The 24,118-nt window shown below is 71.7% G+C and carries 20 protein-coding genes; 12 read left to right on the top strand and 8 right to left on the bottom strand.

From position 1 onward, the window contains the following. The first annotated feature begins 5 nt into the window (after positions 1–5). From ACT01A_RS24445 to ACT01A_RS24460, 4 genes are read left to right on the top strand one after another with little or no spacing between them, the layout of a single operon-like run. Entirely contained in the window at positions 6–947 is a 942-nt protein-coding gene (locus ACT01A_RS24445; protein ID WP_445149719.1) for an ABC transporter permease, read from the top strand. Next, the gene (locus ACT01A_RS24450) at positions 944–1,819 is read left to right on the top strand and encodes an ABC transporter permease (protein WP_445149720.1); all 876 of its coding nucleotides are present in this window, start codon (positions 944–946) and stop codon (positions 1,817–1,819) included. The genes ACT01A_RS24445 and ACT01A_RS24450 overlap by 4 nt, the downstream gene beginning before the upstream one ends. Further along, on the top strand, positions 1,816–2,820 hold the full coding sequence (locus ACT01A_RS24455) for an ABC transporter ATP-binding protein (RefSeq protein ID WP_445149721.1): 1,005 nt from the start codon (positions 1,816–1,818) through the stop codon (positions 2,818–2,820). The genes ACT01A_RS24450 and ACT01A_RS24455 overlap by 4 nt, the downstream gene beginning before the upstream one ends. Next, complete coding sequence (locus ACT01A_RS24460; RefSeq protein WP_445149722.1) at positions 2,817–3,647, top strand: ATP-binding cassette domain-containing protein; 831 nt, start codon at positions 2,817–2,819, stop codon at positions 3,645–3,647. The genes ACT01A_RS24455 and ACT01A_RS24460 overlap by 4 nt, the downstream gene beginning before the upstream one ends. Here ACT01A_RS24460 and ACT01A_RS24465 read toward each other — a convergent pair whose 3' ends face one another. Further along, on the bottom strand, positions 3,648–4,241 hold the full coding sequence (locus ACT01A_RS24465; protein WP_445149723.1) for a TetR/AcrR family transcriptional regulator: 594 nt from the start codon (positions 4,239–4,241) through the stop codon (positions 3,648–3,650). A gap of 66 nt (positions 4,242–4,307) precedes the next feature. On the opposite strand from ACT01A_RS24465, the gene ACT01A_RS24470 reads away from it, so the two are divergent. The 5 genes from ACT01A_RS24470 to ACT01A_RS24490 all read left to right on the top strand — a co-directional run bounded on the left by ACT01A_RS24470 (position 4,308) and on the right by ACT01A_RS24490 (position 11,853). Beyond that, the gene (locus ACT01A_RS24470) at positions 4,308–5,444 is read left to right on the top strand and encodes an acyl-CoA dehydrogenase family protein (protein ID WP_445149724.1); all 1,137 of its coding nucleotides are present in this window, start codon (positions 4,308–4,310) and stop codon (positions 5,442–5,444) included. A 6-nt stretch (positions 5,445–5,450) separates the two neighbouring features. Beyond that, positions 5,451–6,374 (top strand): hydroxymethylglutaryl-CoA lyase, encoded by a 924-nt coding sequence (locus ACT01A_RS24475; protein WP_445149725.1) that lies wholly within the window; start codon positions 5,451–5,453, stop codon positions 6,372–6,374. Further along, positions 6,371–8,230, top strand: coding sequence for an acetyl/propionyl/methylcrotonyl-CoA carboxylase subunit alpha (locus ACT01A_RS24480; RefSeq protein WP_445149726.1), 1,860 nt, complete (start codon positions 6,371–6,373; stop codon positions 8,228–8,230). Before ACT01A_RS24475 ends, ACT01A_RS24480 begins: the two co-directional genes overlap by 4 nt. Next, positions 8,227–9,747, top strand: a complete 1,521-nt coding sequence (locus tag ACT01A_RS24485) for a carboxyl transferase domain-containing protein (RefSeq protein WP_445149727.1) — start codon at positions 8,227–8,229, stop codon at positions 9,745–9,747. The genes ACT01A_RS24480 and ACT01A_RS24485 overlap by 4 nt, the downstream gene beginning before the upstream one ends. 78 nt (positions 9,748–9,825) lie before the next feature. Further along, on the top strand, positions 9,826–11,853 hold the full coding sequence (locus ACT01A_RS24490; protein WP_445149728.1) for a glycoside hydrolase family 3 protein: 2,028 nt from the start codon (positions 9,826–9,828) through the stop codon (positions 11,851–11,853). On the opposite strand, the gene ACT01A_RS24495 is transcribed toward ACT01A_RS24490, so the two are convergent. After that, a complete protein-coding gene (locus ACT01A_RS24495; protein WP_445149729.1) occupies positions 11,850–12,752 on the bottom strand; it encodes a LysR family transcriptional regulator in 903 nt (300 codons plus the stop codon). The genes ACT01A_RS24490 and ACT01A_RS24495 overlap by 4 nt on opposite strands. A 69-nt stretch (positions 12,753–12,821) precedes the next feature. Between ACT01A_RS24495 and pcaH the strand changes: the two genes are divergently transcribed. Both pcaH and pcaG read left to right on the top strand, forming a co-directional pair. Continuing rightward, on the top strand, positions 12,822–13,571 hold the full coding sequence (gene pcaH / locus ACT01A_RS24500) for a protocatechuate 3,4-dioxygenase subunit beta (RefSeq protein WP_445149730.1): 750 nt from the start codon (positions 12,822–12,824) through the stop codon (positions 13,569–13,571). A 3-nt stretch (positions 13,572–13,574) separates the two neighbouring features. Then, positions 13,575–14,156 (top strand): protocatechuate 3,4-dioxygenase subunit alpha, encoded by a 582-nt coding sequence (pcaG, locus tag ACT01A_RS24505; protein ID WP_445149731.1) that lies wholly within the window; start codon positions 13,575–13,577, stop codon positions 14,154–14,156. Here the strand turns inward: pcaG and ACT01A_RS24510 are convergent. From ACT01A_RS24510 to ACT01A_RS24530, 5 genes are all read right to left on the bottom strand, one after another. Further along, positions 14,153–16,435: an FdhF/YdeP family oxidoreductase gene (locus ACT01A_RS24510; protein ID WP_445149732.1), complete on the bottom strand. Its 2,283-nt coding sequence runs from the start codon at positions 16,433–16,435 to the stop codon at positions 14,153–14,155. The genes pcaG and ACT01A_RS24510 overlap by 4 nt on opposite strands. 3 nt (positions 16,436–16,438) lie before the next feature. Continuing rightward, entirely contained in the window at positions 16,439–17,314 is an 876-nt protein-coding gene (locus ACT01A_RS24515; protein WP_445149733.1) for a LysR family transcriptional regulator, read from the bottom strand. 27 nt (positions 17,315–17,341) lie between these two features. After that, the gene (locus tag ACT01A_RS24520) at positions 17,342–18,391 is read right to left on the bottom strand and encodes an SDR family oxidoreductase (protein ID WP_445149734.1); all 1,050 of its coding nucleotides are present in this window, start codon (positions 18,389–18,391) and stop codon (positions 17,342–17,344) included. Positions 18,392–18,466: 75 nt separating this feature from the next. Further along, positions 18,467–19,093: a response regulator transcription factor gene (locus ACT01A_RS24525; protein WP_445149735.1), complete on the bottom strand. Its 627-nt coding sequence runs from the start codon at positions 19,091–19,093 to the stop codon at positions 18,467–18,469. Further along, positions 19,090–20,229, bottom strand: coding sequence for a sensor histidine kinase (locus tag ACT01A_RS24530; RefSeq protein WP_445149736.1), 1,140 nt, complete (start codon positions 20,227–20,229; stop codon positions 19,090–19,092). The genes ACT01A_RS24525 and ACT01A_RS24530 overlap by 4 nt, the downstream gene beginning before the upstream one ends. A 137-nt stretch (positions 20,230–20,366) precedes the next feature. Between ACT01A_RS24530 and ACT01A_RS24535 the strand changes: the two genes are divergently transcribed. Continuing rightward, positions 20,367–22,247 (top strand): acetoacetate--CoA ligase, encoded by a 1,881-nt coding sequence (locus ACT01A_RS24535; protein WP_445149737.1) that lies wholly within the window; start codon positions 20,367–20,369, stop codon positions 22,245–22,247. Between the two features lie 217 nt (positions 22,248–22,464). Here the strand turns inward: ACT01A_RS24535 and ACT01A_RS24540 are convergent, their stop codons facing one another. After that, positions 22,465–24,090: an alkaline phosphatase D family protein gene (locus tag ACT01A_RS24540; RefSeq protein WP_445149738.1), complete on the bottom strand. Its 1,626-nt coding sequence runs from the start codon at positions 24,088–24,090 to the stop codon at positions 22,465–22,467. Between the last annotated feature and the right edge of the window lie 28 nt (positions 24,091–24,118).

Below are 24,118 nucleotides of genomic sequence, written 5' to 3' on the forward strand. Positions count from 1 at the left end.
GCGCCGTGCTGAGCTACGTCCTGCATCGAATGGCGTTGAGCGTCGTGGTCCTGTTCGGACTGCTGGTCGCGACGTTCTTCATCATCCACCTCGTGCCCGGTGACCCGGTCACGATCGTCCTGGCGGGCCACGGCACGCCACAGGCGATCGCCGAGACCCGGCACGAGCTGTGGCTGGACCGACCGCTCCTGGAGCAGTTCTGGCTCTACCTGTCGCACACGCTGCAGGGCGAGTTCGGCACGGCGTTCACCCTCAACGCACCGGTCGGCGAGCTGATCGGCCAGCGGGTCGCGCCGAGCGCGATCATGATCGGCTACGGGATCCTCTGGGCCCTGGTCATCGGCGTTCCGCTCGCCGTCATCGCCGCGCTGCGGCCCAACGGGATCGTGGACAACACGATCCGGCTGGCGACGACGTTCACGTTTGCGATGGCGTCGTTCTGGCTGGGCCTGATGCTCGCGCTGCTGCTCGGGCTGGAGCTCCACATCTTCCCGGTGTCGGGCTATGAGACCGGCTTCAGCGGGATCATCAAGACCATGACGTTGCCCGCGCTGACGCTCGGGCTCGGCCTGGCCGCGGTGGTCGTCCGGACGCTGCGCTCGTCCTTGTTGGAGGTCTTGAGCAGCGAGTACATCGACGCCGCGCGGTCGCGCGGCCTGAGCGAGGTGAGGGTCGTCGGCAAGCACGCGATGCGCAACTCGCTCATGAACACGATCACGATCCTCTCGGTCAACGTGGGGTTCTTGATCGGCGGCACGTTCGTGCTGGAGCAGGTGTTCCAGATCCCTGGCGTCGGATCCCTGCTGCTGCAGGGCGTGCAGAAGCGCGACTACCAGCTCGTGCAGGCACTGGCGTTGCTGTCGGGCACCGCGGTGGTGCTCGCCGGCCTGGCCGCCGACATCTTGCAGGCCTGGCTTGACCCGCGCGTGAGGCTGGCACGCCGATGAGCACCGTCGAGGCCTTCACCACGCCGGAGCCGGCCGAGCTGGCCGTCCCGCAGCGGCGCCGCATGAGCGGCCTGCGCGGGCAGCCGCTGCCGGTCAAGATCGGCGGGGCGATCCTGGTGCTGATGGCGCTCTTGGCGCTGCTGGCGCCGGTCATCGCGCCCTACGGGCAGAACGAGCTGGACTTCAACAACCTGCTCAGCGGCCCGTCGTTCCAGCACTTCTTCGGCACCGACGAGAGCGGCCGTGACATCTTCAGCCGCACGTTGTACGCCTTGCGCGTCGATCTGGCGATCGTCGTTTTCGTCACCTACATCCCGCTGCCGATCGGCGTGCTCGTCGGCGCGATCGGCGGGTACTTCGGCGGCTGGGTCGACGCGGTGATCTCGCGCGTGACCGACGTCATGATCGCGTTCCCGTTCTTCGTGCTGGTGATCGCCGTGATCGCGATCGTCGGCCCGGGCGTCAAGGGCATGCTGATCGGCGTGCCGATCGCGGCGTGGGCGCTGTACGCGCGGCTGGCGCGGTCAGAGATGCTGGTGCTGCGCGAGCAGCAGTTCATGCTGGCGACGACCGCGCTGGGCTACTCGCGGCGGCGAGCGATCTTCCGCCACGCGGTGCCCAACCTGATGCGGTCGGCGCTGATCTACTCGACGATCGACATGGTGGTGAACCTGTTGTTGTTGGCGTCGCTGGCCTACCTCGGCCTGGGGGCGCAGCCGCCGAACGCGGAGCTGGGCTCGATCATCAACGAGGGTCAGTCCTCGCTCCTGAGCGCGTGGTGGGTGGCGACGCTGCCCGGCCTGGTGATCGTGCTGTTCGGCATCGCGGCCGGGCTGGTCGGCGACGGGCTGTCGGACGGGAGGCGGCGATGAGCGGCGAGCCGTTGCTGGCCATCGACGGGCTGCGTGTGGAGTTCGGTCCCACCGACGCGCCGCTGGCCGCGGTCAAGGGCGTAGGCCTGGAGGTCGGTGCAGGCGAGATCGTCGGGCTGATCGGCGAGTCGGGGTCCGGCAAGTCGCTGACGTGTCGTTCGGTGATGCGGCTGATCCACCCGCCCGGGCGGATCGCGGCGGGCTCGATCAGCTTCGAGGGGCGCGACGTCTTGGCGATGAGCGCCAAGGAGCTGCGCGACTTCCGCGCCCACGAGGCGGGGATGATCTACCAGGATCCGTTCTCGTCGCTGAACCCGGTCTTCCGGGTTGGCGAGCAGATCGTGGAGACGCTGCGATCCAACCTCGGGATGGGCAAGGACGAGGCTCGCAAGCACGCGGTCGAGCTTCTTGATGGGGTTGGCATCCCGGACCCGGAGCGGCGCGCGCTGTCCTACCCGCACGAGCTGAGCGGCGGCATGCGCCAGCGCGTGATGATCGCCCTGGCCACCGCGTCGCGGCCACGGTTGCTGCTGGCCGACGAGCCGACGACCGCGCTGGACGTCACCACGCAGGCGCAGATCCTGGCGTTGTTGCAGCGGTTGCGCGCGGAGCGGGGGATGGCGGTGCTGATCGTCTCCCACGACTTTGGCGTGATCGCCCAGGTCTGCGATCGCGTGGCGGTGATGTACGGCGGCCACGTCGTGGAGACCGCGCCGATCGGCACGATCTACGAGCAGGCCGAGCATCCGTACACGCGGGCGCTGATGGAGTCGGTGCCGGAGCTCGAGTCGGCGGGCAAGCGCGTGCGGCGGTCGGGCATTCCTGGCTCGCCGCCGGAGTTGACGGAGAACTTGGAGGGTTGCGTGTTCGCCCCGCGGTGCGCGTACGCGCGGCCGAGCTGCAAGGACGTGTCGATGGCGCTGGAGCCGGTCGCACCCGACCACCAGACCGCGTGCCCGGTGCGGCCGTTCGCGCGCACGACTGCCGGAGCCGCATCATGAGCGCCGCCGAGCCGCTGCTCGTCGTCGAGGGCGTGCGCAAGGAGTTCGGCCTGCGCCGCACCTTCTCCGAGCGGTTGACGCGCGTCGTCGCCGACCCGCACGTCGCCGTCGACGACGTGTCCTTGAGCGTCGCCCGCGGCGAGATCCTCGGCCTGGCCGGCGGATCCGGGTCGGGCAAGACGACGCTCGCGCGCTGCGTGATCCGGCTGGTGGAGCCGGACGCGGGCCGCATCGTCCTGGCCGGCGAGGACGTCCTGGCCGCCGAGGGCAAGGACCTGCGAGACCTGCGCCGGCGGATGCAGATGATCTTCCAGGACCCGTACGCGTCGCTGAACCCGCGGATGACCGTGGGCGCGGCGATCCTCGAGGCCGGCCGGGTCCACAAGCGCCCGGGCAGCGAGGACGGCGACGGGTTCGTCCGCACCGAGCTGGAGCGCGTGCACCTCAGCGCGCGCCTGGCCGAGCGCAACCCGCGCGAGCTGTCCGGCGGCCAGCGCCAGCGCGTCGCGATCGCCCGCGCCCTCGCCGTCGGCCCCGAGGTCCTGATCGCCGACGAGGCCGTCAGCGCCCTCGACGTCTCCGTCCAGGCCCAGCTCCTCAACCTCTTCGCCGACCTCCGCGACGAGCTCGGCGTCGCCATCCTCTTCGTCGCCCACCAGCTCGCCGTCATCGCCGAGATCTGCGACCGCGTCGCGGTCATGAGCCAAGGCAAGCTGGTGGAGATCGGCGACACCGCCACCGTCTTCAACAACCCCCAGGACGACTACACCAAGGCCTTGCTCGCCGCCCACCCGCACGCGAACGTCGCGGCTGCGGGCGGCGGCTGATCAGGCCAGCAGCAGGTCGACGTAGCCGTCGGCGATCTGCTCGGGGCTGAGGCGGCCGCGGGGGCGGTACCACTGGGCGGTGTGGTTGACCATGCCCAGGAGGGCGGAGAGGGCGAGGCGGCGGTCGGTGAAGCGGGCGGCGGGGGGCTCGATGGCGGCGAGCGCGGCGTCGACGAGGGTCTCGAAGCGCTTGCGGTCGGCGCGGACCTGGCGCCATTGGTCGCCGTGGTCGATGACGTGGCGCTCCTGCTGGAAGACCAGCATGTGGTCGCGGTGCTCGACGACGTGCCGGACCCAGATGCGGACGAGCGCGCGGAGGTGGTCGGCGGGTTCGAGGTCTTCGGCTTGGAGGTCGGCGACGCGGGCCAGCAGCGGCTCCATCAGCTCGTTGCAGATCGCGATCAGGAGCTGCTCCTTGCCGCCGAAGTAGTGGTACAGGCTGCCGGCGGCGAGGCCGAGCTCGCTGGCCAACTGCGGGACGGAGGTCTGGTCGTAGCCGCGCGCGGCGAAGACGCGGGCGGCGTCGAGCGTGACCTCGGCCTGGCGGCGGTCGTAGCGGTCTCGGAGCGCGGTGCGGGTGGGTCGCGGTGGCATGCGTCCTCGCCAACGTTATCGAACGACCATTCGAACTTCGAACGCCCATTCGGTACGCTCCGCACCATGTTCTTCGACCTCGACGACGACACCCGCCTGCTGCAGGAGACCGTGCGGGACTTCGCCACCGGCGAGGTCGCCCCGGTCGCCGAGGAGCTGGACCGCGAGAAGGCGTTTCCCTACGACCTGGTCGCCAAGATGGGGCAGTTGGGGTGGATGGGGATCCCGTTCCCCGAGTCGGTCGGCGGCGCCGGCGGCACCGCGCTGCAGTACGCGATCGCCGTCGAGGAGCTGACGCGGATCGACTCGTCGGTCGCGATCACGATGTGCGCGCACACCTCGCTGGGCACGCAGCCGATCTACCTCTTCGGCTCCGACGAGCAGAAGGCGCGGCTGCTGCCCGACCTCTGCGCCGGCCGCAAGCTCGGCGCCTTCGGCCTGACCGAGCCCGAGGCGGGCTCGGACGCCGGCAACGTCAAGACGCGTGCAGCGCAGGACGACGACGGCTCGTGGGTCGTCGACGGCGCCAAGCAGTTCATCACCAACGCGGGCACGACGATCTCCGGCCACGTCGCGATCACCGCCCGCACCGGCGAGAACGAGATCTCCAACTTGATCGTCGAGAACGGCACCGCCGGCTACGAGCAGGGCACGCCGTACCGCAAGATGGGGTGGAACGCGTCCGACACGCGCCCGCTGTCGTTCGACGCGTGTCGCGTCCCGGAGGAGAACCTCCTCGGTCCGCGTGGCGCCGGCTTCAAGCAGTTCCTCCACATCCTGGACATCGGGCGCATCGGCGTCGCGGCGATGGGCGTCGGCCTGGCGCAGGGCGCGTTGGACGAGGCGTTGAAGTACGCCAAGGAGCGCAAGGCCTTCGGCCAGCCGATCTCCAAGTTCCAGGCCATCCAGGGCAAGTTGTCCGACATGGCGACCGAGATCGAGGCCGCGCGCCTGCTGACCTACAAGGCCGCGTGGCTGAAGGATCAGGGCCGCAACTTCTCGCTGACCGCCGCGCAGGCGAAGCTGAAGACCGGCCGGCTGGCGGTGCGCTGCACCGAAGAGGCCGTGCAGATCCACGGCGGCTACGGCTTCATCGAGGAGTACCCGGTGTGTCGCTTCTACCGCGACGCGAAGATCCTCACGATCGGCGAGGGCACCGACGAGGTCCAGCAGATGGTCATCGCCCGCGCGCTGGGGGCGTAGACCACCGTGTCGCTCCCCACGAGCGTCCGCGTGCGGGAGGTCGGCCCGCGCGACGGCTTCCAGAACGAGCCCGAGGTCATCGCCACCGAGGACAAGATCAAGTTGATCGACCTGCTCGGCGCGACCGGCCTCGAGCGGCTGGAGGTCACGTCGTTCGTGCGCGCCGACGTCATCCCGCAGCTCGCCGACGCGGCCGAGGTGCTGGAGCGGATCAGCGTGCCCGACGACGTCGCGGTCACCGTCCTGATCCCCAACGAGCGCGGCTTCGACAACGCGCTCGCGCATCGCGAACGGTTCAGCGAGATCAACTGCTTCATGTCGGCCAGCGAGTCGCACAACAAGGCCAACGTCAACCGGTCGGTCGAGGAGTCGCTGGCCGGATTGGAGCGCGTGATCGCGCGCGGCGTCGCGGAGGGCCTGCGAGCCGAAGCCGTCATCTCGGTGTCCTTCGGCTGCCCCTACGAGGGCCACGTGCCGCCCGAGCGCGTCTTTTCGATCGCCGAGCGCCTGGCTGCCGCGGGCGCGGCGGAGATCGGCTTCGGCGATACCACCGGCATGGCGAACCCGGCGCAGGTCGGCGCGTTCTTCGAGGCGGCGGCCCAACGGCTCGGCAATGACGTTGAGTTGACCGCCCACTTCCACAACACCCGCGGCCAGGGCCTGGCCAACGTGTACGCGGCGCTGCAGGCCGGGTGCGCGTCGTTCGAGTCGTCCTTCGGCGAGCTGGGCGGTTGCCCGGTCCCGGCAGGTGCCACGGGCAACATCGCCACCGAAGACCTCGTCTCGATGTTGCACGAGATGAACATCGCCACCGGCATCGACCTGGAGAAGCTGCTCGTCGCCGCCCGCGCGGCGCGTGACGTCCTCGGCCGTCCGCTCGGCTCGCACACGCTCGTCGCCGGTCCCGTCGAGTGGAACGACGCCGCGTGAGCCTCCGTGACCTCAGCCCGATCCTGATCGCCAACCGCGGCGAGATCGCGATCCGCGTCGCGCGGACGGCGCACGCGCTGGGCCTGTCGACGGTGGGCGTGCTCACCGAGCAAGATGCCGGTGCCGCGCACGCCGACGCGATCGACGCGGTGGTGTCGATCGACTCCTACCTCGACGCCGACGAGCTCCTGCGCGCCGCGCGCGAGAGCGGGGCGCGGTCAGTGCACCCCGGCTACGGGTTCCTTAGCGAGAACGCCGCGTTCGCGCGGGCGGTCGCCGACGCCGGGCTGACCTGGATCGGCCCGCCGCCGGAGGCGATCGAGCTGATGGGCGACAAGGGCGCCGCGAAGGAGGCGGCGGCTGCGGCAGGCGTCCCGGTCGTGCCGGCCGGGGGCGACGGCGGCTATCCGGTCGTCGTGAAGGCCGTCGCGGGCGGTGGTGGCAAGGGCATGCGCGTCGTGCGCGCCGCCGAGGAGCTGGAGGCTGCAACCGCCGCCGCCCAGCGCGAGGCGCGCGCTGCGTTCGGCGACGACCGCGTGATCGTGGAGCGCTATCTGGAGCGTCCGCGCCACATCGAGATCCAGGTGCTCGCCGACGCCCACGGCAACATCGTGCACTTGGGCGAGCGCGAGTGCTCGTTGCAGCGCCGCCACCAGAAGGTGGTGGAGGAGGCGCCGTCGCCGGTCGTCGACGCGGAGCTGCGGGCGCGCATGGGGGAGGCCGCGATCGCATTGGCCCGGGCGTGCGGGTACGCGGGCGTCGGGACCGTGGAGCTGATAATGGAATCCCGCCCACCCCATGCCAGCGAGTTCTTCTTCCTGGAGATGAACACCAGGTTGCAGGTCGAGCACCCCGTGACCGAGCTGGTCTACGGCGTCGACCTGGTCGAGCAGCAGCTGCGCGTCGCAGCGGGCGAAGCGCTCGCGCTGCGCCAGGAGGATCTCAGACCGCACGGCCACGCGATCGAGGCGCGGCTGTACGCCGAGGATCCCGCCGCGGGCTTCCTCCCGGCGACCGGCACCGTGCACGTCTACCGCGAGCCATCCGGAGAAGGTGTACGCGTCGACTCCGGCCTGCGCGCCGGGTCCGTCGTGGGCACGTCCTACGACCCCATGTTGGCCAAGGTCATCGCCTACGGCCCGGACCGTGAGACCGCGCTCGACCGCCTCGACCGCGCGCTGGCGACCTTCGCGCTGGCCGGCGTCACCACCAACGCCGCGTTCACCCGCGCGCTGCTGGCGCGCGACGACGTCCGGGCCGGTGAGATGGACACCAACCTGCTCGAGCGCGTCCTAGAGGAGCTGGCGACCGAGCCGCCCGCCGACCTGCTCGCCGCCGCCGTCCTGGCCGCCGCGGGCACCGCGACGCCGGAAGGGCCCTGGCGCCGCGCGCTCGCCGAGCACGGCGAGGCCCGCGTGACGAGCGGCGTCGTCACGATCGGCGACGCCCGCTGGGAAGGAGCCGCCATCCGCGCGGCCGAAGCGCCCGGCCTCTTCGCCATCACCCTCGACGGCCTCACCCGCCGCTACGCGATCGCGCTGGACGGCGACGACGCCGTCTACGTCGCGCGCGACGGCCACCACGCCATCGTCCGCACCGCGCGCCCGGACCGCTCCGGCGCCGCGCTGCCCGAAGGCTCGCTCGAAGCGCCCATGCCCGGCACGGTGTGGGCGGTCAACGTCAGCAACGGCGACGTCGTCCAAGCCGGCGACGTCCTGATCGTGTTGGAGTCGATGAAGATGGAGCTGTCGATCACCGCGCCGCGCGACGGCGTCGTGGAAGGGCTGACGCTGAAGGCGGGCGACCGCGTGACGCTCAAGCAGCCGCTGGTCGCGGTCGTGGAGGCCGAGGCATGAGCCACCGCGACGACCACCTCGCGCTGATCGAGGACCTCGACGCCCGCCTGGCGCGGGTCCGCGCGGGCGGTGGCGAGAAGGCCCGTCAGCGCCACGTCGCGCGCGGCAAGCTGCTCCCGCGCGACCGCGTCGAGCGCCTCTGCGACCCCGGCGCGCCGTTCCTGGAGCTGTGCGCGCTCGCCGCCGAGGACCTCTACGACGGCGCCGCGCCCGGCGCGGGCGTCGTGGCCGGGATCGGCGTGGTGCAGGGTCGGCAAGTCGTGGTGATTGCCAACGACGCCACCGTCAAGGGCGGGACCTACTACCCCATGACGGTCAAGAAGCACCTGCGCGCGCAGGAGATCGCGCTGCACAACCGGCTGCCGTGCGTCTACCTGGTGGACTCGGGCGGCGCGTTCCTGCCGATGCAGGACGAGGTCTTCCCCGACCGCGAGCACTTCGGCCGCATCTTCTACAACCAAGCCAACCTGTCCAAGCTGGGCGTGCCGCAGATCGCGTGCGTGATGGGCTCCTGCACGGCCGGCGGCGCGTACGTCCCGGCGATGAGCGACGAGACGGTGATCGTCCGCCACCAGGGCACGATCTTCCTCGGCGGCCCGCCGTTGGTGAAGGCCGCGACCGGCGAAGAGGTCACCGCTGAGGAGCTCGGCGGCGGCGACGTGCACGCGCGCACCTCCGGCGTCGTCGACCACCTCGCCGAAGACGATGACCATGCCTTGGAGATCGTCCGCAACATCGTCGCGACGCTGCCGCCGGACGCGCCGACGCCGTGGGCGAAGGCCGAATCGCGCCCGCCCGGCTTCGGCGGCGCCGACGAGCTGCTCGACCTCGTCCCCGTCGACACCCGCACGCCCTACGACGCCCGCGACCTGCTGCGACGCGTCGTCGACGGCGGCGACCTCCAGGAGTTCAAGGAGCTCTACGGCACGACGGTCGTCACCGCGTTCGCGCACCTCGACGGCCACCCGGTCGGGATCATCGCCAACAACGGGATCCTGTTCAGCGAGTCCTCGCTGAAGGCCGCGCACTTCATCGAGCTCTGCGACCGCCGCGGCATCCCGCTGCTGTTCTTCCAGAACATCTCCGGGTTCATGGTGGGCAAGGACTACGAGGCGGGCGGCATCGCCAAGGACGGGGCCAAGCTCGTCACCGCGGTCGCGACCGCGCGCGTGCCAAAGATCACGATGGTGGTCGGCGGCTCCTTCGGCGCCGGCAACTACGGGATGTGCGGTCGCGCCTACTCGCCGCGCTTCATGTTCATGTGGCCCAACGCGCGGATCTCGGTCATGGGCGGCGAGCAGGGCGCGACCGTGATGACCGAGGTCGGCCAGCCCGAGGTCGGCGCGCAGCTCAAGGAGCAGTACGACCGCCAGGGCCAGCCGTGGTACGCGACCGCGCGGCTCTGGGACGACGGCGTCATCGACCCGCGCGACACCCGCACGGTCCTCTCGCGCGCGCTCGCCGCCTGCGCCAACGCGCCGCTGGAGCCCGTGGGCTACGGCGTGTTCCGTATGTAGTCCTACACCCGCGTGTTTCGGTGCGACGCGTCCTGGGGGACACGGGACGCGACGGTCCAACGCGGGAGGAGCAGGGTCATGAGGATGAAGGTCTTGGCGGCAAGCGCCGCGGCGTCGGTGTGCTTCGTCGCCGCCGCGCAGGCGCACGGGGGCGGCCATGGCAATGGCCATGGGCATGGCGTCAAGCAGCCCGAGCTGACGACGCGGGCGGTGCCGATCATCACGGTCGACGGCCTGCGCTTCCGCGATCTGGACCGCGACGGGCAGCTCACGCCCTACGAGGACTGGCGCCGGCCGGCCTCCGAGCGCGCGGCGGATCTCGCAGGGCGATTGAGCCTCGAGCAGAAGGCCGGGCTGATGGTCCACGGCACGCTGCCGGTCTCCGGCGAGGGCTATGACCCGGTCAAGCTCACGCCGCTCATCGCTGACCGCCACCTCTCGACGTTCATCACGCGCCTCTCGGCCGAGCCGTCCAAGATGGCGGCCGCCGGCAACAGCGTGCAGGAGCTGGCCGAGGCGCAGCCGTTCGGCATCCCGGCCGTGATCTCGACCGACCCGCGCAACGGCTTCTCGGTCGCCCAGGGGCAGACCGTGCCGCGCGTCGGCACCACGGCGATGCCCGACACGACCGGCATGGCCGCCGCCGGCGACCCGCGCCTGACCCAGAAGCTCGGCGACGTCATCCGCCAGGAGTACCGCGCCGTTGGCATCAGCGAGGGCCTCTCGCCGCAGGCCGACATCGCCACCGAGCCGCGCTGGACGCGCATCAACGGCACCTTCGGCTCCGATCCCCGCACGGCCCGCGATCAGGTCAACGCCTACGTGTCGGGGTTGCAGGGCGGGTCGCGCGGGATCGCGGACGGCTCGGTCGCGGCGGTCACCAAGCACTGGGTCGGCTACGGCGCCCAGGTCAATGGCTATGACAGCCACTACTACTACGGGCGCTACGCGGCCTTCCCGGGCGGCGACTTCGCCGAGCACCTGATCCCGTTCACCGGCGCGTTTGCGGCCGACACGGCCGGGATCATGCCGACCTACTCGATCCTGAAGGACCTGGTCTACCAAGGCCACGCGGTTCCGCAGGTCGGCGCCGGCTTCAACCCCTACCTGTTGCAGGACCTCCTGCGCGGGCAGTTCAAGTTCGATGGCGTCATCACCTCGGACTGGGGCATCACCGGCGACTGCCCGCAGATCTGCCGCGACAACAAGCCGCCCGCGTCGTTCATCGGCTCTTGGGGCGTCGGCATGCCGTGGGGCTATGAGGACTCGACCGTCCTGGAGCGCACCGCTGCGGTCATCAACGCCGGCGTCGACGTCATCGGCGGCACCGATGACCCGTCGCCGATCGTGACCGCCGTCGGGCAGGATCAGATCACGCCCCAGCGCATCGACGAGTCGGCCCAGCGCGTGCTGACCCAGAAGTTCCAGCTCGGCCTCTTCGAGCACCCGTTTGTGGACGAGGCCGCCGCCGCGCAGATCGCCGGCAACGCCCGCTTCGCCAAGCTCGGCGACGCCGCCCAGGCGCAGTCGCTGACGCTGCTGAAGAACGCGCGCCGGACGCTGCCGCTCCGAGGCCACCGTCGTGGCGCGGCGGCCAAGGTGTACGCCTACGGCGTCGCGCCCGAGGCGGTCACCGCCGCTGGCCTCACGCCGGTCACCGACGCCAAGCAGGCCGACCTGGCGATCGTCCGCCTCGACGACCCGCGCGCCGGCAGCGACCTCACCGGCCTGAAGTGGACCGGGACCGAGCCCGACATCCAGGCCTTCGACGCCGCCGTCGCCTCCGGCACGCCGACCGTCGCCGTGCCGAAGCTCGACCGGCCGCTGATCCTGACCGACGTGACGAAGGGCGCGGCGGCGGTGCTCGCCAACTACGGCGTCTCCGACGCGGTCCTGCTCGACACGATCCTCGGCAAGCGCACGCCCGGCGGCCACCTGCCGTTCGAGCTGCCGTCCTCCGAGGAGGCGGTCGCCGCGCAGCTCGGCGACGTCCCCGACGACTCGGCCCGGCCGCTCTTCCGCCGCGGCTTCGGGTTGAGCTACGGCGGGTGGCAGCGCCACGGGCACGGCGGCGGCCACGGGCACAGCCACCGCGGCGGGCGCTAAGCCGCCAGCCGCTCCCGGCACAAGCGGGCAAAGGCGGCCGCCTGGCGGGTCAGGCGGCCGCCGCGCACGCGGGCCAGCGCGAAGCGCGCGTCCTGCACGTCGCCCGCGATCCGCACGGCGACGACCTCGCGGCCCTCGTGCGTCAGATCGTGCGCGGGGCGGGTGACCAGCAGCGCGTAGCCGAGGCCGCGGCCGACCAGCCCGCGGACCAGCTCGTGTGAGGAGGTGCGGTGCTTGACCGCCGGCGCCAGGCCGCGCGCGGTGAACAACCCCATCAGGAACGCGGCGCTGGGCGGCGACGAGAAGAGGATCAGGTCATCGCGGCGGGCGAGGTCCTCCAGGCGGACGGACTTGCGCCGCGCGAACGGGTCGCTCGCCGCGAAGAGCGCGTAGGGGCGGATCGTGGTCAGCGGCTCGAGCTCGACGTCGGGCGACGCGTCGAGGACGTCGACGATCGCCAGGTCGCACGCGCCCGCGCGCATCGCGTCTTCCAGCTCGGGCACGGGGCCGTCGAGGAAGCCGAGGTCGACCTCGGGGTGATCGGCGATGAAGCCGTCCAGCAGCTCGGGCAGGACGAGCGGCGCGAGCGTCGTGAAGCAGCCGACGGTCAGCGGGCCCGCGACGCCGGAGGTCGCGGCCGCCTCGCGCTGAAGGCCGTCGGCGGAGGCGAGCAGCTCACGGGCCGTGGGCAGGAGGCGGCGCCCTGCGGGCGTCAACAGCAGCGGCCGCGCACGGCGGCGGATCAGCAGCTGGACTCCGAGGCGCCGCTCCAGCCCCGCGATGCCCAGCGAGACCGCCGACTGCGACAGGTGCAGTTCGCCGGCCGCCGCGGTCATCGTGCCGCTGGCGGCCGCGGCGACGAAGCACTGCACCTGCCGCAGGTCGAGCGGCGGATACATGAGCGATTCGTGGGAACTTCCCGACATTCCCGAATTCTACTTCTGCTCAGGCGGACGTACGCTGGAGGGATGGAGGAGAAGAAGGCCGCTGTTTCCTGGGTCAACGACGGTGAGACGCCGCGCAGCTACGTCCGCCTCGCTGAAGCCGACCCGCCGCTGGACTCGCCGGGCTACAAGTCGACGCACCTGCGCCACCCCAAGCAGCCGCTGCTCTACCTGCCGCAGTCGCTGACCGAGCTGACTGGTCCGGCGCTCAACGCCGAGGCCCGCATCGGCGAGCTCGACCACGACCTCACCGCCCAGCACGCGGGCGCCCCGATCGGCGAGCGGCTGATCGTCACCGGCCGCGTCTTCGACACCGAGGGCAAGCCGCTGCGCGGCACGCTCGTGGAGATCTGGCAGGCCAACAGCGCCGGCCGCTACCTGCACAAGTCCGACACCTGGGACGCGCCGTTGGACCCCAACTTCTCCGGCGCGGGACGCTGCGTCACCGACGACGAGGGCCGCTACCGGTTCGTCACGATCAAGCCCGGGCCGTACCCGTGGGGCAACCACTACAACGCGTGGCGCCCCGCGCACATCCACTTCAGCCTGCTCGGCCGCGCGTTCACCCAGCGGCTGGTCACGCAGATGTACTTCCCGAGCGACCCGTTCTTCGCCTACGACCCCATCTACAACTCGATCCGCGATGAGAAGGCCCGCGACCGCCTGGTCGCCCGCTTCGACATCCACGGCACCAAGCCGAACTGGGCGCAGTGCTACGAGTTCGACATCTACCTCCGCGGCCCGGCCGCCACGCCGATCGAGGAGGCGTTCTAGATCATGATCTTCGAGACGACGCCGTCGCAGACCGTCGGCCCCTACTACGCGATCGGCCTGCCGTGGGGCGACAGCCAGGACGTCGTGCCCGCGGGGACGCCCGGCGCGATCACGCTCCACGGCTCGGTCTACGACGGTCGCGGCGTGTTGATCCCCGACCACCTGATCGAGACCTGGCAGGCCGATCCTGAAGGCCGCTTCGCCGACCTGCACGGCGCGGGCACCCCGTCCACGCTGGAGGGCTTCCGCGGCTTCGGCCGCTGCGGCTACGAGTCCGGCGACGGCACCTACACGATCACCACGGTCAAGCCCGGCCGCGTGCCGGTCCGTGTCGCGGGCCAGGACGACGAGGTCCTCCAAGCACCCCATGTCGACGTGTCCCTCTTCGCGCGCGGGTTGTTGGACCGCGTCGTCACACGGATCTACTTCGGCGACGAGGCCGAGGCCAACGCCGAGGACCCGGTGTTGCGCGGGGTACCCGACGACCGGCGCGACACGCTGATCGCCCAGCCCGACGGCGAGGGTTCCTACCGCTTCGACATCCGCCTCCAGGGCGACGGCGAGACGGTCTTCTTCGCGGTCTAGGCGGCGGCCGAGCGCTCGAGCCGGATCACGACCGACTTCGACGTCGGCGTGCCCGACTCCAGCGCGACGCTGTCCAGCGGGACCAAGGTGTTGGTCTCGGGGTAGTAGGCCGCCGCACAGCCGCGCGGCGTGTCGTAGGCGATCGCGCGGAAGCGCTCCGCGCGGCGCTGCACGCCGTCATCGGCCACGCCGATCAAGTCAACGACATCGCCATGCTCGAAGCCGAGCGCGCGCAGGTCGCGCTCGTGGATCATCACCACGCGCCGGCCGGCCTTGATCCCGCGGTAGCGGTCGTTGAGTCCGTAGATGGTGGTGTTGTACTGGTCGTGCGAGCGCAGCGTCTGTAGGAGCAGGTGGCCCTCCGGCACGTCGAGCACGTCCAGCTCGTTGACCGTCAGCTGCGCGCGGCCCGACGGCGTCCGGAACTCGCGCGCGTCACGGGGCGGGTGGGGGAGGACAAAGCCGCGCTCGAGGCGGTCGTTGAAGCCCTCGAAGCCCGGGATCGCGACGGCGATCGCGTCGCGGATCAGGTTGTAGTCCTCGGCCCACGCCGCCCACGGCACCGGCACGCGGGGGTGGGGGTGGGTGGGACCGAATACCCGTTGCGCCAGCTCGCAGACGATCGTCACCTCGGAGCGCAGCTCGCCCGATGGCGGGTCGAGCATCCCGCGCGAGGCGTGCACCGCGCTCATCGAGTCCTCGACCGTGACGACCTGGTCGCGGTCCTTGTCGGTCCGGCCGAGCGTCGGCAACAGCAGCGCCTCGCGGCCCGGCGTCAGGTGCGCGCGGTTGGGCTTGGTGGCGACGTGGACCGTGAGCTCGCACGAGCGCAGCGCCGCGTCGGTGGCGTCGGTGTCCGGCGCGGCCGAGAGGAAGTTGCCGCCCATCGCGATCAAGACCTTCACCTTGCCATCGCGCATGTGCCCGATCGCCTCGACGACGTCGGTGCCGTGCTCGCGCGGCATCGCGAAGCCGAGCGCGGCCTCCATGCGGTCCAGGAACGCGTCGGTGGGGCGCTCCCAGATGCCCATCGTGCGGTCGCCCTGCACGTTGGAGTGGCCGCGCACGGGGCAGACGCCGGCGCCCGGCTTGCCGATCGATCCGCGCAAGAGCAAGGTGTTGACGATCTCGCGGATCGTGGCCACCGAGTTGCGGTGCTGGGTCAGGCCCATCGCCCAGCAGACGACGATCCGCTCGGCGCCCGCCACACGATCGGCCAGCGCCTCGATCTGCGCCCGCTCCAGCCCGGTCGCGCGCAACACGGCGTCCCAGTCCAGCGTGGCGGCGTGGGCGCGCAGCGCGTCCAACCCATCCGTATGGGCCGCGATGAACGCGTGGTCCAGGGCGTCGCGCTCGATCAGCAGCGCGTTGATCGCCGAGAACAGCCCAAGGTCGCCGTTGATGCGGATTGGCAGGTGCGTGTCGGCCAGCTCGACGCCGTGCGCGAGCATCCCGCGGACCTTCTGCGGGTTGTCGAAGCGCATCAGCCCGGCCTCGGGCAGCGGGTTGATCGCGACGATCGACCCGCCGTGCTTGCGTGCCGCCTCCAAGGACGACAACATGCGCGGGTGGTTGGTCCCCGGGTTCTGCCCGACGACCAGCAGCAGCTCGGCGTTCTCGACGTCTTCCAGCGAGACCGAGCCCTTGCCGATCCCGATCGTCTGCGTCAGCGCGACGCCCGAGGACTCGTGGCAGAGGTTGGAGCAGTCCGGCAGGTTGTTGGTGCCCAACGCGCGGACCAGCGCCTGGTAGGCGAACGCGGCCTCGTTGGACGTGCGACCGGACGTGTAGAACGCGGCCTCGTCGGGCGAGGCAAGGCCATTGAGTCGCTCGGCGATCAGGTCATAGGCCTCGTCCCAGGAGATCGGCGCGTAGTGCGACGCGCCCTCCGCCAGGTGCATGGGGTGGGTGAGGCGCCCCTGCTTGCCGATCCAGTAGTCGCTCTGGGCCGCCATCTCCGCGACCGACCACTGCTTGAACAGCTCCGGCCCGGCGCGCAGCAGCGTCGCCTCCTCGGAGACCGCCTTCGCGCCGTTCTCGCAGAACTCGGCGTGATGGCGCTTCTCGGGGTCCGGCCACGCGCAGCCCATGCAGTCAAAGCCGTCGGCCTGGTTGATCAGCGACAGCGTCCGCGCCGTGCGCGTCAGGCCCATCTCGTGGATCGAGTGGGCCATGGCGGAGCGCACCGCGGGCAGCCCGGCCGCGTGCGTCTGCGGGTCGGTCACGACGAGCGTGGACTCGTCGAGGCCGGTCCCTGGGACAGGGGGACGCTTCGCCATCGACTACGACGATACCCCGCGCAGGAACGCGGCAGCCGCGGGGGAGAGGCGCCGTCCGGTGCGCGTCGCGACGAACAGGTCGTGGTGCAGCTCGACGTCGCGGAAGGGCAGCGCGACGACCGCCGGCCCGGGCGCGAGCGCGTCGGACTGCGGCAGCACCGCGACGGCCAGGCCGTGGGCGACGATCGCGCGCGTCCGGGCGGTCTCGGCGGACTCGAACGACACGCGCGGTGTGAAGCCCGCCTCCTGCGCCGCCCGCGCGACCGCCTCGCGGATCGTCGCGCCCGGCGGGAACGCGACGAAGCGCTCGTCGCGCAGGTCGGCGACCCGGATCGCGTCGCGATCGGCCAGCCGGTGTGACTCGCCGACGACGACCAGCAGCGGGTCGCGCGCCAGCGGCCGCAGCGTCAGCCGCTCGCGGGCGCCCGGCGCGACGCCGGAGATGAACGCGAGGTCGAGGCGATCGGCGCGCAGCGCGTCGACCAGACGCACGCTGAGGTCCTCGCGGACGATCAGGTCGACGTCCGGGTAACGCGCGTGGAACTCCGCCAGCAGCGCGGGCACGTCGATCGAGCCCGGCGTCGTGGTGACGCCCAGCTCGACACGGCCAGTCAGCACCGCGGTCGCGCGCGCTGCGAGGGCGCGCGCCGCCTCCAGCTCGGCCAGCACGCGCTCGGCGTGGCCGACCATCGCGATCCCGGCCGGCGTCATCGACACGCGCCGGGTCGTGCGGTCGACGAGCGGCAGCCCGAGCTCGGCCTCCAACTTGGCGATCTGCCGCGACAGCGCGGGCTGGGCGACGTTCCCACGGGCTGCCGCACGGGTGAACGACCGCTCCTGCGCGACGAGCACGAGGTACTCCAGCTGGCGGATCTCCATGCCGGAGTGATATTAGTTCTTGGTGACCTATGCCGGGGAGCTCCAGCGCGGGAGCGCGACGCGGCCCCAGGCGGCGGTGTCGGCGTAGCGCAGCAGTGTCGGCAGGTAGCGCTCCAGCGGCGGTGCGGCGGGGGCGAGCGCGCCAGCGTCCGAGGAGAAGCGCCCGCGCACGCGGAAGTAGGGCAGGAACGCGCCGGCGCGGCGCTCGATCTCCGGCGCGGCGCCCGGCCCGACGAACCTCGGCGGGGTCGCGTTGAACAAGCGTGCCGCCAGCTCGCTGAGACGCCCCGCGGTCGGCGCGGCGTCGCCCGCGACGGCGTGGAACGTGCCGGACCGCGGCGGCCCGACGGCGAGCGCCAGGAGCGCGTCGGCGACCGTGTCGACCGGGACGACGTCGACCGGCGCGCCCGGGTCGCCCGGCACGACCGGCAGCAGCCCGCGGGCGAACGCGCGCAGCGGCCAGTAGATGACGTTGAACGCCGGGGTCCAGCCGGTGCGCGAGTCGCCGACGACGATCGAGGGGCGCAAGATGGAGGTGTTGCGCAGCTCCGCGCCCAACACGGAGGACTCGGCCTCGAGCTTGGTCTGCTCGTAGGTGTTGCGCGGCCGCTGGCCGACGTCGCCCTCGCTCGCGCGGTACGGGCCGGGCCGGTCGCCGGCGACGAACGCGGTCGAGACGTGGACGAAGCGCTCCAGGTCCGGCGCCGCGGCGGCGAGGTCGAGCATCGCGCGCGTGCCACCGACGTTGATCGTCCGCGCCTCGTCCAAAGGCAAGCTGAAGGACACGGACGCCGCGCAGTGGACGACCGCCTGCGCGTCGGCCGCGAGCGCGTCTCTGGAGGAGGCCGGCAGTCCCATGCCGGGTTGGTCGAGATGCGCCGCGACCGCGCGCACGCGGCCGTCCGGCACGGTGCCGGGCGGGAGCAGGACGGCGAGCGTGGCGTCCAGGCGCGCGGCCGCGGCCGCATCGTCGGGCGCGCGGATCAAGGCAATGACCTCGTGATCGGAGTGCTCCAGCAGGCGGACGAGCAGCTCGCCGCCGAGGAAGCCGGTGGCTCCGGTCAAGATGATGGCCATTGCCACGCACGGTGGCGCGCGCGGCACCCGACGCGTGTGACAACCCCCCGAGCGGGGGGCCTGGGAACCCCCGGGCTAGGTCAGCAGGCCGAGGCGCTGGGCGCGCAGGACGGCGTCGGCGCGGTTGCGCGCCTCGAGCTTGCGGTACAGCGACGAGGTGTGCTCCTTGACCGTGTGCGGCGAGAGGTGCAGCCGCGCGGCGATCTCGCGGTTGGTCGCGCCGGTGGCGACCAACTCCAACACCTCGCGCTCGCGCGGGGTCAGGGGTGGGTGGGGGCCGTTTCCGGGCGCGTCGGCGGCCTCGGGCTCGAACATCGACATGCCCAGCCCGACCATTCGGACGGCGCGGGCGATGTCGGCCGCGGGCCAGTCCTTGGGGACGAAGCCCGCCGCGCCGCACGCGGCCGCCGCTTCGGCCGAGATCCGCCCGGCGCCGGAGATCAGCAATACCTTGACGTCGCGGTGGGCGAGGTGGAGCTGCTCGCAGATTTGCGGACCGGACTCCTCGCCGACGAAGAGGTCGACCAGCGCGACGTCGGGGGCGTGTTTGCGGGTCTGGGCGACGGCCTCGGCGCCGTTGCGGGCCGACAGGCAGCGCTCGACCCACGACAGCTCAGACAACATGACGCGGAAGCCCCAGTGGACGACCTCGTGGTCGTCGACGACCAAGACCTTCAACCCGCCCGCCGCGCCCGCGCTCACGTCAAGTCCTCCGTCTCGGTCGGCACCGCGAGGCGCACCTGCCAGCGGCCGTCGGGCTGGGCGCCGAACTCCACGACCCCACCAACTTGGATCGCCTCCAGCGCGGCGAGCCGCAGGCCCATGCCCGGGGGTCCGGGCGGACGGTCGGCCGCGTCGCGCGCGCCGTCGTTGGAGACCTCCAGCACGAAGACGCCGTTCTCGCTCTTGACGCGCACCGCGGTCTCCGAGGCCCGCGCGTGCTTGCGCACGTTGCGCACCGCCTCGGCGAGCACCGACTGCGCCAGCGGCTCCAAGGCCACCGGGAGCACCGGCACGGGCGTGATCACGTTCAGATGCAGGTCGGGGTGGCGCGCGGAGAGCCGCGTCAGCTCGTCGGCGAGCGTCGTTCCGGTCGCGCGCGACGGCCGTCCGAGCGGGCGCTGCAGCGCGGTGCGCAGGTCGGCCAGCGCGGTCTGGACCTCGTCGCCGCAGCGCGCGCGGGCGTCGTCGTCCAGCGGCCGGGTGAGCGCGAGCGAGACGCCGAAGAGCCGCTGGATGACGCGGTCGTGGATGTCGCGCGCGAGGTCGAGGCGGTCTTCGAGCTGGCGGGCGCGCTCGCCGTGGAACGTCGCGATCCGAGCGATGGAGACCAAGGCCAAGGTCTTGCCCAAGGCCCATAGGAAGTTGCGCAGCGCGGCGTCGAGCGGGAGGACCTCCGGCTCGGGCTCCAGCAGCATCACGCCCGGCCAGCGGTCGCCCGCGGTGATCGGCACGTAGATCAGCGCGCCGGTCCCGGCCAGCTCGGCGAACTGCGGGGAGATCGGGTGCTCGCTGCCAGGCAGCGCCTCGACGACGCGGTCCTCGGCCAGCGCGGTGGCGGCCAGCGGCGCCAGCTCGACCGAGATGTGGGTGTCCTTGAACGCCGCCGGGTCGACGCCGTGGGTGCCCGCGACGCGCACGCGGCGGGTGGCGTCGTCGTAGCGGAAGATCAGCGCGCGGCGCATCGATGCCAGCCGGCAGACCGCGCCGGCCAAGTGCGAGTAGAACCGCTCCTCGCTGTCGCCCTCGGCGTCGACCGGGCGCGCGAGGACCTCCACCAGCAGCTCGAGCGCCGAGATCGCCACGTGGGCATGCGACCGCTCCATCCCGGCATCCATCGCGCAGATCGTCCTCCCAGGGGAAGGCACACGCACCGGATACCCCCCACCTGGGTGGGTTGAATGCCGGCGTGGCATGAGTCTCAGAGCATCTATGTCTTGGACAGGCGGCGGTTGTCTCGGAGATGGTCGGTCCCATGGTCGTATGGCAGCCGTCGTCGCAGGAGATCGAACGCGCGGAGGTCACCGCGTTCGCGCGCTGGATCGAGGAGACACGCTCGGTGCGGGTCACCGAGTCCTATGACCAGCTCTGGCGCTGGTCGACCGATGACGTCGAGGGCTTCTGGCAGGCGATCTGGGAGCGCTACGACGTGCAGGCGTCGGGGCGGCCGAAGGCCGTGTTGAGCAGCCGCGAGCTCCCGGGTGCGCGGTGGTTCGAAGGCGTCTCGCTGAACTACGCCGAGCACGTCTTCCGCGACCGCGACGAGGCCTCGACCGCGCTCTTCTTCGCGGGTGAAGGCCGCGCGCTCGGTTCGTGGAGCTGGGGCGAGCTGCACGCGCAGACCGCGCGGATCGCCGCCGGCTTGCGGCGGATGGGCGTGCGACCGGGCGATCGCGTCGCGGCCTACATGCCAAACGTGCCCGAGACGATGGCGGCGTTTCTGGCCTGCGCGTCGCTGGGCGCCACGTGGTCGTCGGCCGCGCCGGAGTTTGGGGCGCAGTCGGTGGTCGATCGCTTCGCGCAGATCGAGCCGAAGGTCCTGCTGGCGGTCGACGCCTACACCTACGGCGGCAAGCGCTTTGACCGCGCCGAGGTCGTCGAGCGGCTGGCGCGCGAGCTGCCGAGCGTCGAGCACGTCGCGGTCCTCGGCACGCGCTCCTGGGACGAGCTGACCGCGCACGAGGACGTCCTGACGTTCGCGCGGATGCCGTTCGACCACCCATTGTGGGTGTTGTACTCCTCGGGCACGACCGGGCTGCCGAAGGCGATCGTCCACGGCCACGGCGGGATGCTGCTGGAGCACCTCAAGTTGGGGCGCTTGCACGTCGACGCCCGCGCCGGCGACCGCGTCTTCTGGTTTACGACGACCGGCTGGATGATGTGGAACTTCCTAGTCGGCATGCTGCTGACCGACGCCGCGATCGTGTTGTACGACGGCACCCCGAGCGGCGACGCGCTCTGGCGGCTCGCCGCCGAGACCGAGACCACCATCTTCGGCACGAGCGCCGCGTTCCTGGCCGCCTGCCGCAAGGACGACAACCTGCCGCCCGCGCTGCCGAAGCTGCGCGCGGTCGGGTCGACCGGATCGCCGCTGGCGCCCGAGGACTACGACTGGGTCGCCGAGCAGCTCGACCACCCGTGGCTGTTCTCGATGAGCGGCGGGACCGACATGTGCACCGCGTTCGTCGGCGGTGTGCCGACGCTGCCGGTGTACCGCGGCGAGCTCCAGGCCCCGGCGCTGGGCGCGCGCGTCGAGGCGTGGGATCCGGAAGGCAATGCCCTCGTCAACGCGGTCGGCGAGCTGGTGATCACCGAGCCGATGCCGTGCATGCCGGTCGGGTTCTGGGGTGACGACGCCGAGCAAACCCGTTACCGCGAGTCCTACTTCGACGTCTACCCCGGCGTCTGGCGCCACGGCGACTGGATCGAGATCACCGACCGCGGCAGCGCGATCATCCACGGGCGCAGCGACTCCACCATCAACCGCGGCGGCGTGCGGATGGGGACGAGCGAGATCTACCGTGCGGTGCTGGCCGAAGATGATGTGGTCGACGCGCTGGTCGTCGACGTCGACGGGTGGATGCCGTTGTTCGTGGTCTTGCGCGACGGTGAGGCCGGCCTGACGGACGACCTCGTGCAGCGGATCCGCGCCCGCATCCGCACCGACTGCTCACCGCGCCACGTGCCATCCGAGATCCGCCCGATCGCCGAGGTCCCGCGCACGCTGTCCGGCAAGGTCCTGGAGGTCCCGGTCAAGCGGATCCTCATGGGCCACCCGGTCGAGCAGGCCGTCGCGCGCGGCGCGCTGGCCAACCCAGCCGCGCTGGAGCCGTTCACGGCACTGGCGCGGGGGTGAGCGCGGAGGGCGGTTCAGGGCCGAAGCGTCGTCGAGCGGCACGTTCGTGTTCCCATGCAACACAAACGTGCCGCGCGACGATCAACGACGTCGCGGCGGCGGCGGACGACGACGAGCGGTGGCCACGCCAACCCGGCTGCATTCCTTCGATGCGCTCCGACCGCGCCCCGCGCCGCCGACACCGCCCGCGCCGGACGCCACAAAGGACGGCGTCGCCCTACGTCAGCGCGCGCGTGAAGGCCACGTGCAGGCGCGGGTCGCGCCAGTCGTCCTCGACCGCCTCGATGTGCAGCGCGGCCGCGTCGCCGTCAAGCGTGATCGTCGCGATCTGGTTGGCGTAGGCCGGCTTCTCGACCACGCGCCAGTCCAGCGGCAGCGGCTTGACGCCGATCGCGCGCGACAATCCCCGCGCCAGACGCTCGCCGGTCGCGGAGTGCCCGAACATGATCGCCGCGCGCTCGTAGGGCGCGAGCTCCTTGCGAAAAGCGGAGCAGACGGCCTGCCAGACCGGGACGCGCGGGCCGACGTTCTCGCGCCAGCCGACCTCGGCGAGGTAGAAGTGGTGCACGTCACCGGAGAGCAACACGATGGACTTGCGTCCGTCACGGTCGCGCGACAGCTCGTCCATCAGCTCCGCGAAGCGCTGGAAGGTCTGCTGGAACGACGCCCAGTGGTCGAGCACGCCGAGGCGGCGCAGCTTCTCGCCGACCTTCGGGAGTCCCCAACGGCCGTCGGCCAAGGCCTCGTCGAACGCCTCGACGTGGTGCAGCCCGGGCGCCAGTAGGAACGGCACCGACGAGGCGATCAGCAGGTGGCGCGACGGGTCGCTGGCCTGCGCGCGCACCCAGTCCCACTCGTCGTCGGAGATCAGCTTGCGGTTGCCGGGCGTGACCTGGCGGCCGGCGCGCGAGTCGATCACGACCAGCCGGGCGTCGCCGACGTCGCGCGCGAAGCTCCAGCGCGAGTGCCCGCGCTGATGGCCGGCGGTGTCCATCCGCGCGGCCAGCAGCTCGGCCGCGTCGTCGGCCTCGATCACCTTCTCGTACAACCCGCCGTCGGCCAGCTCGCGCGGCGCGAGGTTGCCGATGTGCTGGAAGACCCAGTACGCCGCCAAGCCGGCGCGGATGTGGCGGTCGAACCAGGACTCGGCGTTCATCTCGTCCAGCCAGCCCTGGGAGATCCGCCACTCGGCGTGGATCTCGTGGTCGTCGAAGACCATCGCGACCGGCACGGTCGACAGCAGCCAGCGGATTACCGGATCCGACCACGCCTCGAAGTAGGCGTCGGCGTAGTCGGTGAAGTCGGCGAGCTCGTCGCGCGGCGCGTCGTCCGGGCGCTCGGAGGCGCGTGCGTCGAAACGCTCCTTCAGCGCGGGCGAGGGCTGGTCGGCGTAGATCTGGTCGCCGAGCATGAGCATCAGGTCGGGGAGCGCGTCGCCGCCGCCGGCCGCGGCCGCTCGGAGCGCGTAGGCGCGCAGCGCGTCGACGCCCTGGCCGTCCGCGTCCTCGTGGCCGCGCAGGACGAACGGCGGCTCGTGCGGGCGCGTGATGCGGCAGGAGCCGAAGACGACGTCGATCGCGCGATCGGGCTCGATCAGGCGGATCGACGGCGCCGGGAACGGGTCGTCGTCGCGCGGCCAGACGCGCTCACCGTCGAGCTTGACGTCGTAGGTACCGCTCGCCCCAGGCACGGGGACGAGCGCGAAATGGTGGCCTTCCACGCAGAACGTCCGCTCGCGCACCCCGAGGATCTCGACCTCGCAGGCCGCGTCGGCCTGCACCCACACGGTCGCCACCTCGTCATCCACGTAGCGCAGCAGCGGGCCGAGGACGAGCTGGGGCACCCGCACACCCTAGTGGCCGCAGCGCCGT

It is taken from the genome of Baekduia sp. Peel2402 (assembly GCF_052567285.1).

Bases quoted from the DNA above. Each gene is read 5' to 3' on its own strand.
- pcaG (WP_445149731.1), top strand. From the start codon at position 13,575: ATGATCTTCGAGACGACGCCGTCGCAGACCGTCGGCCCCTACTACGCG.
- ACT01A_RS24455 (WP_445149721.1), top strand. From the start codon at position 1,816: ATGAGCGGCGAGCCGTTGCTGGCCATCGACGGGCTGCGTGTGGAGTTC.
- ACT01A_RS24530 (WP_445149736.1), bottom strand. From the start codon at position 20,229: ATGGATGCCGGGATGGAGCGGTCGCATGCCCACGTGGCGATCTCGGCG.
- ACT01A_RS24450 (WP_445149720.1), top strand. From the start codon at position 944: ATGAGCACCGTCGAGGCCTTCACCACGCCGGAGCCGGCCGAGCTGGCC.
- ACT01A_RS24510 (WP_445149732.1), bottom strand. From the start codon at position 16,435: ATGGCGAAGCGTCCCCCTGTCCCAGGGACCGGCCTCGACGAGTCCACG.
- ACT01A_RS24520 (WP_445149734.1), bottom strand. From the start codon at position 18,391: ATGGCCATCATCTTGACCGGAGCCACCGGCTTCCTCGGCGGCGAGCTG.
- ACT01A_RS24465 (WP_445149723.1), bottom strand. From the start codon at position 4,241: ATGCCACCGCGACCCACCCGCACCGCGCTCCGAGACCGCTACGACCGC.
- ACT01A_RS24485 (WP_445149727.1), top strand. From the start codon at position 8,227: ATGAGCCACCGCGACGACCACCTCGCGCTGATCGAGGACCTCGACGCC.
- ACT01A_RS24490 (WP_445149728.1), top strand. From the start codon at position 9,826: ATGAGGATGAAGGTCTTGGCGGCAAGCGCCGCGGCGTCGGTGTGCTTC.
- ACT01A_RS24470 (WP_445149724.1), top strand. From the start codon at position 4,308: ATGTTCTTCGACCTCGACGACGACACCCGCCTGCTGCAGGAGACCGTG.
- ACT01A_RS24495 (WP_445149729.1), bottom strand. From the start codon at position 12,752: ATGTATCCGCCGCTCGACCTGCGGCAGGTGCAGTGCTTCGTCGCCGCG.
- ACT01A_RS24535 (WP_445149737.1), top strand. From the start codon at position 20,367: ATGGTCGTATGGCAGCCGTCGTCGCAGGAGATCGAACGCGCGGAGGTC.
- ACT01A_RS24460 (WP_445149722.1), top strand. From the start codon at position 2,817: ATGAGCGCCGCCGAGCCGCTGCTCGTCGTCGAGGGCGTGCGCAAGGAG.
- ACT01A_RS24515 (WP_445149733.1), bottom strand. From the start codon at position 17,314: ATGGAGATCCGCCAGCTGGAGTACCTCGTGCTCGTCGCGCAGGAGCGG.
- pcaH (WP_445149730.1), top strand. From the start codon at position 12,822: ATGGAGGAGAAGAAGGCCGCTGTTTCCTGGGTCAACGACGGTGAGACG.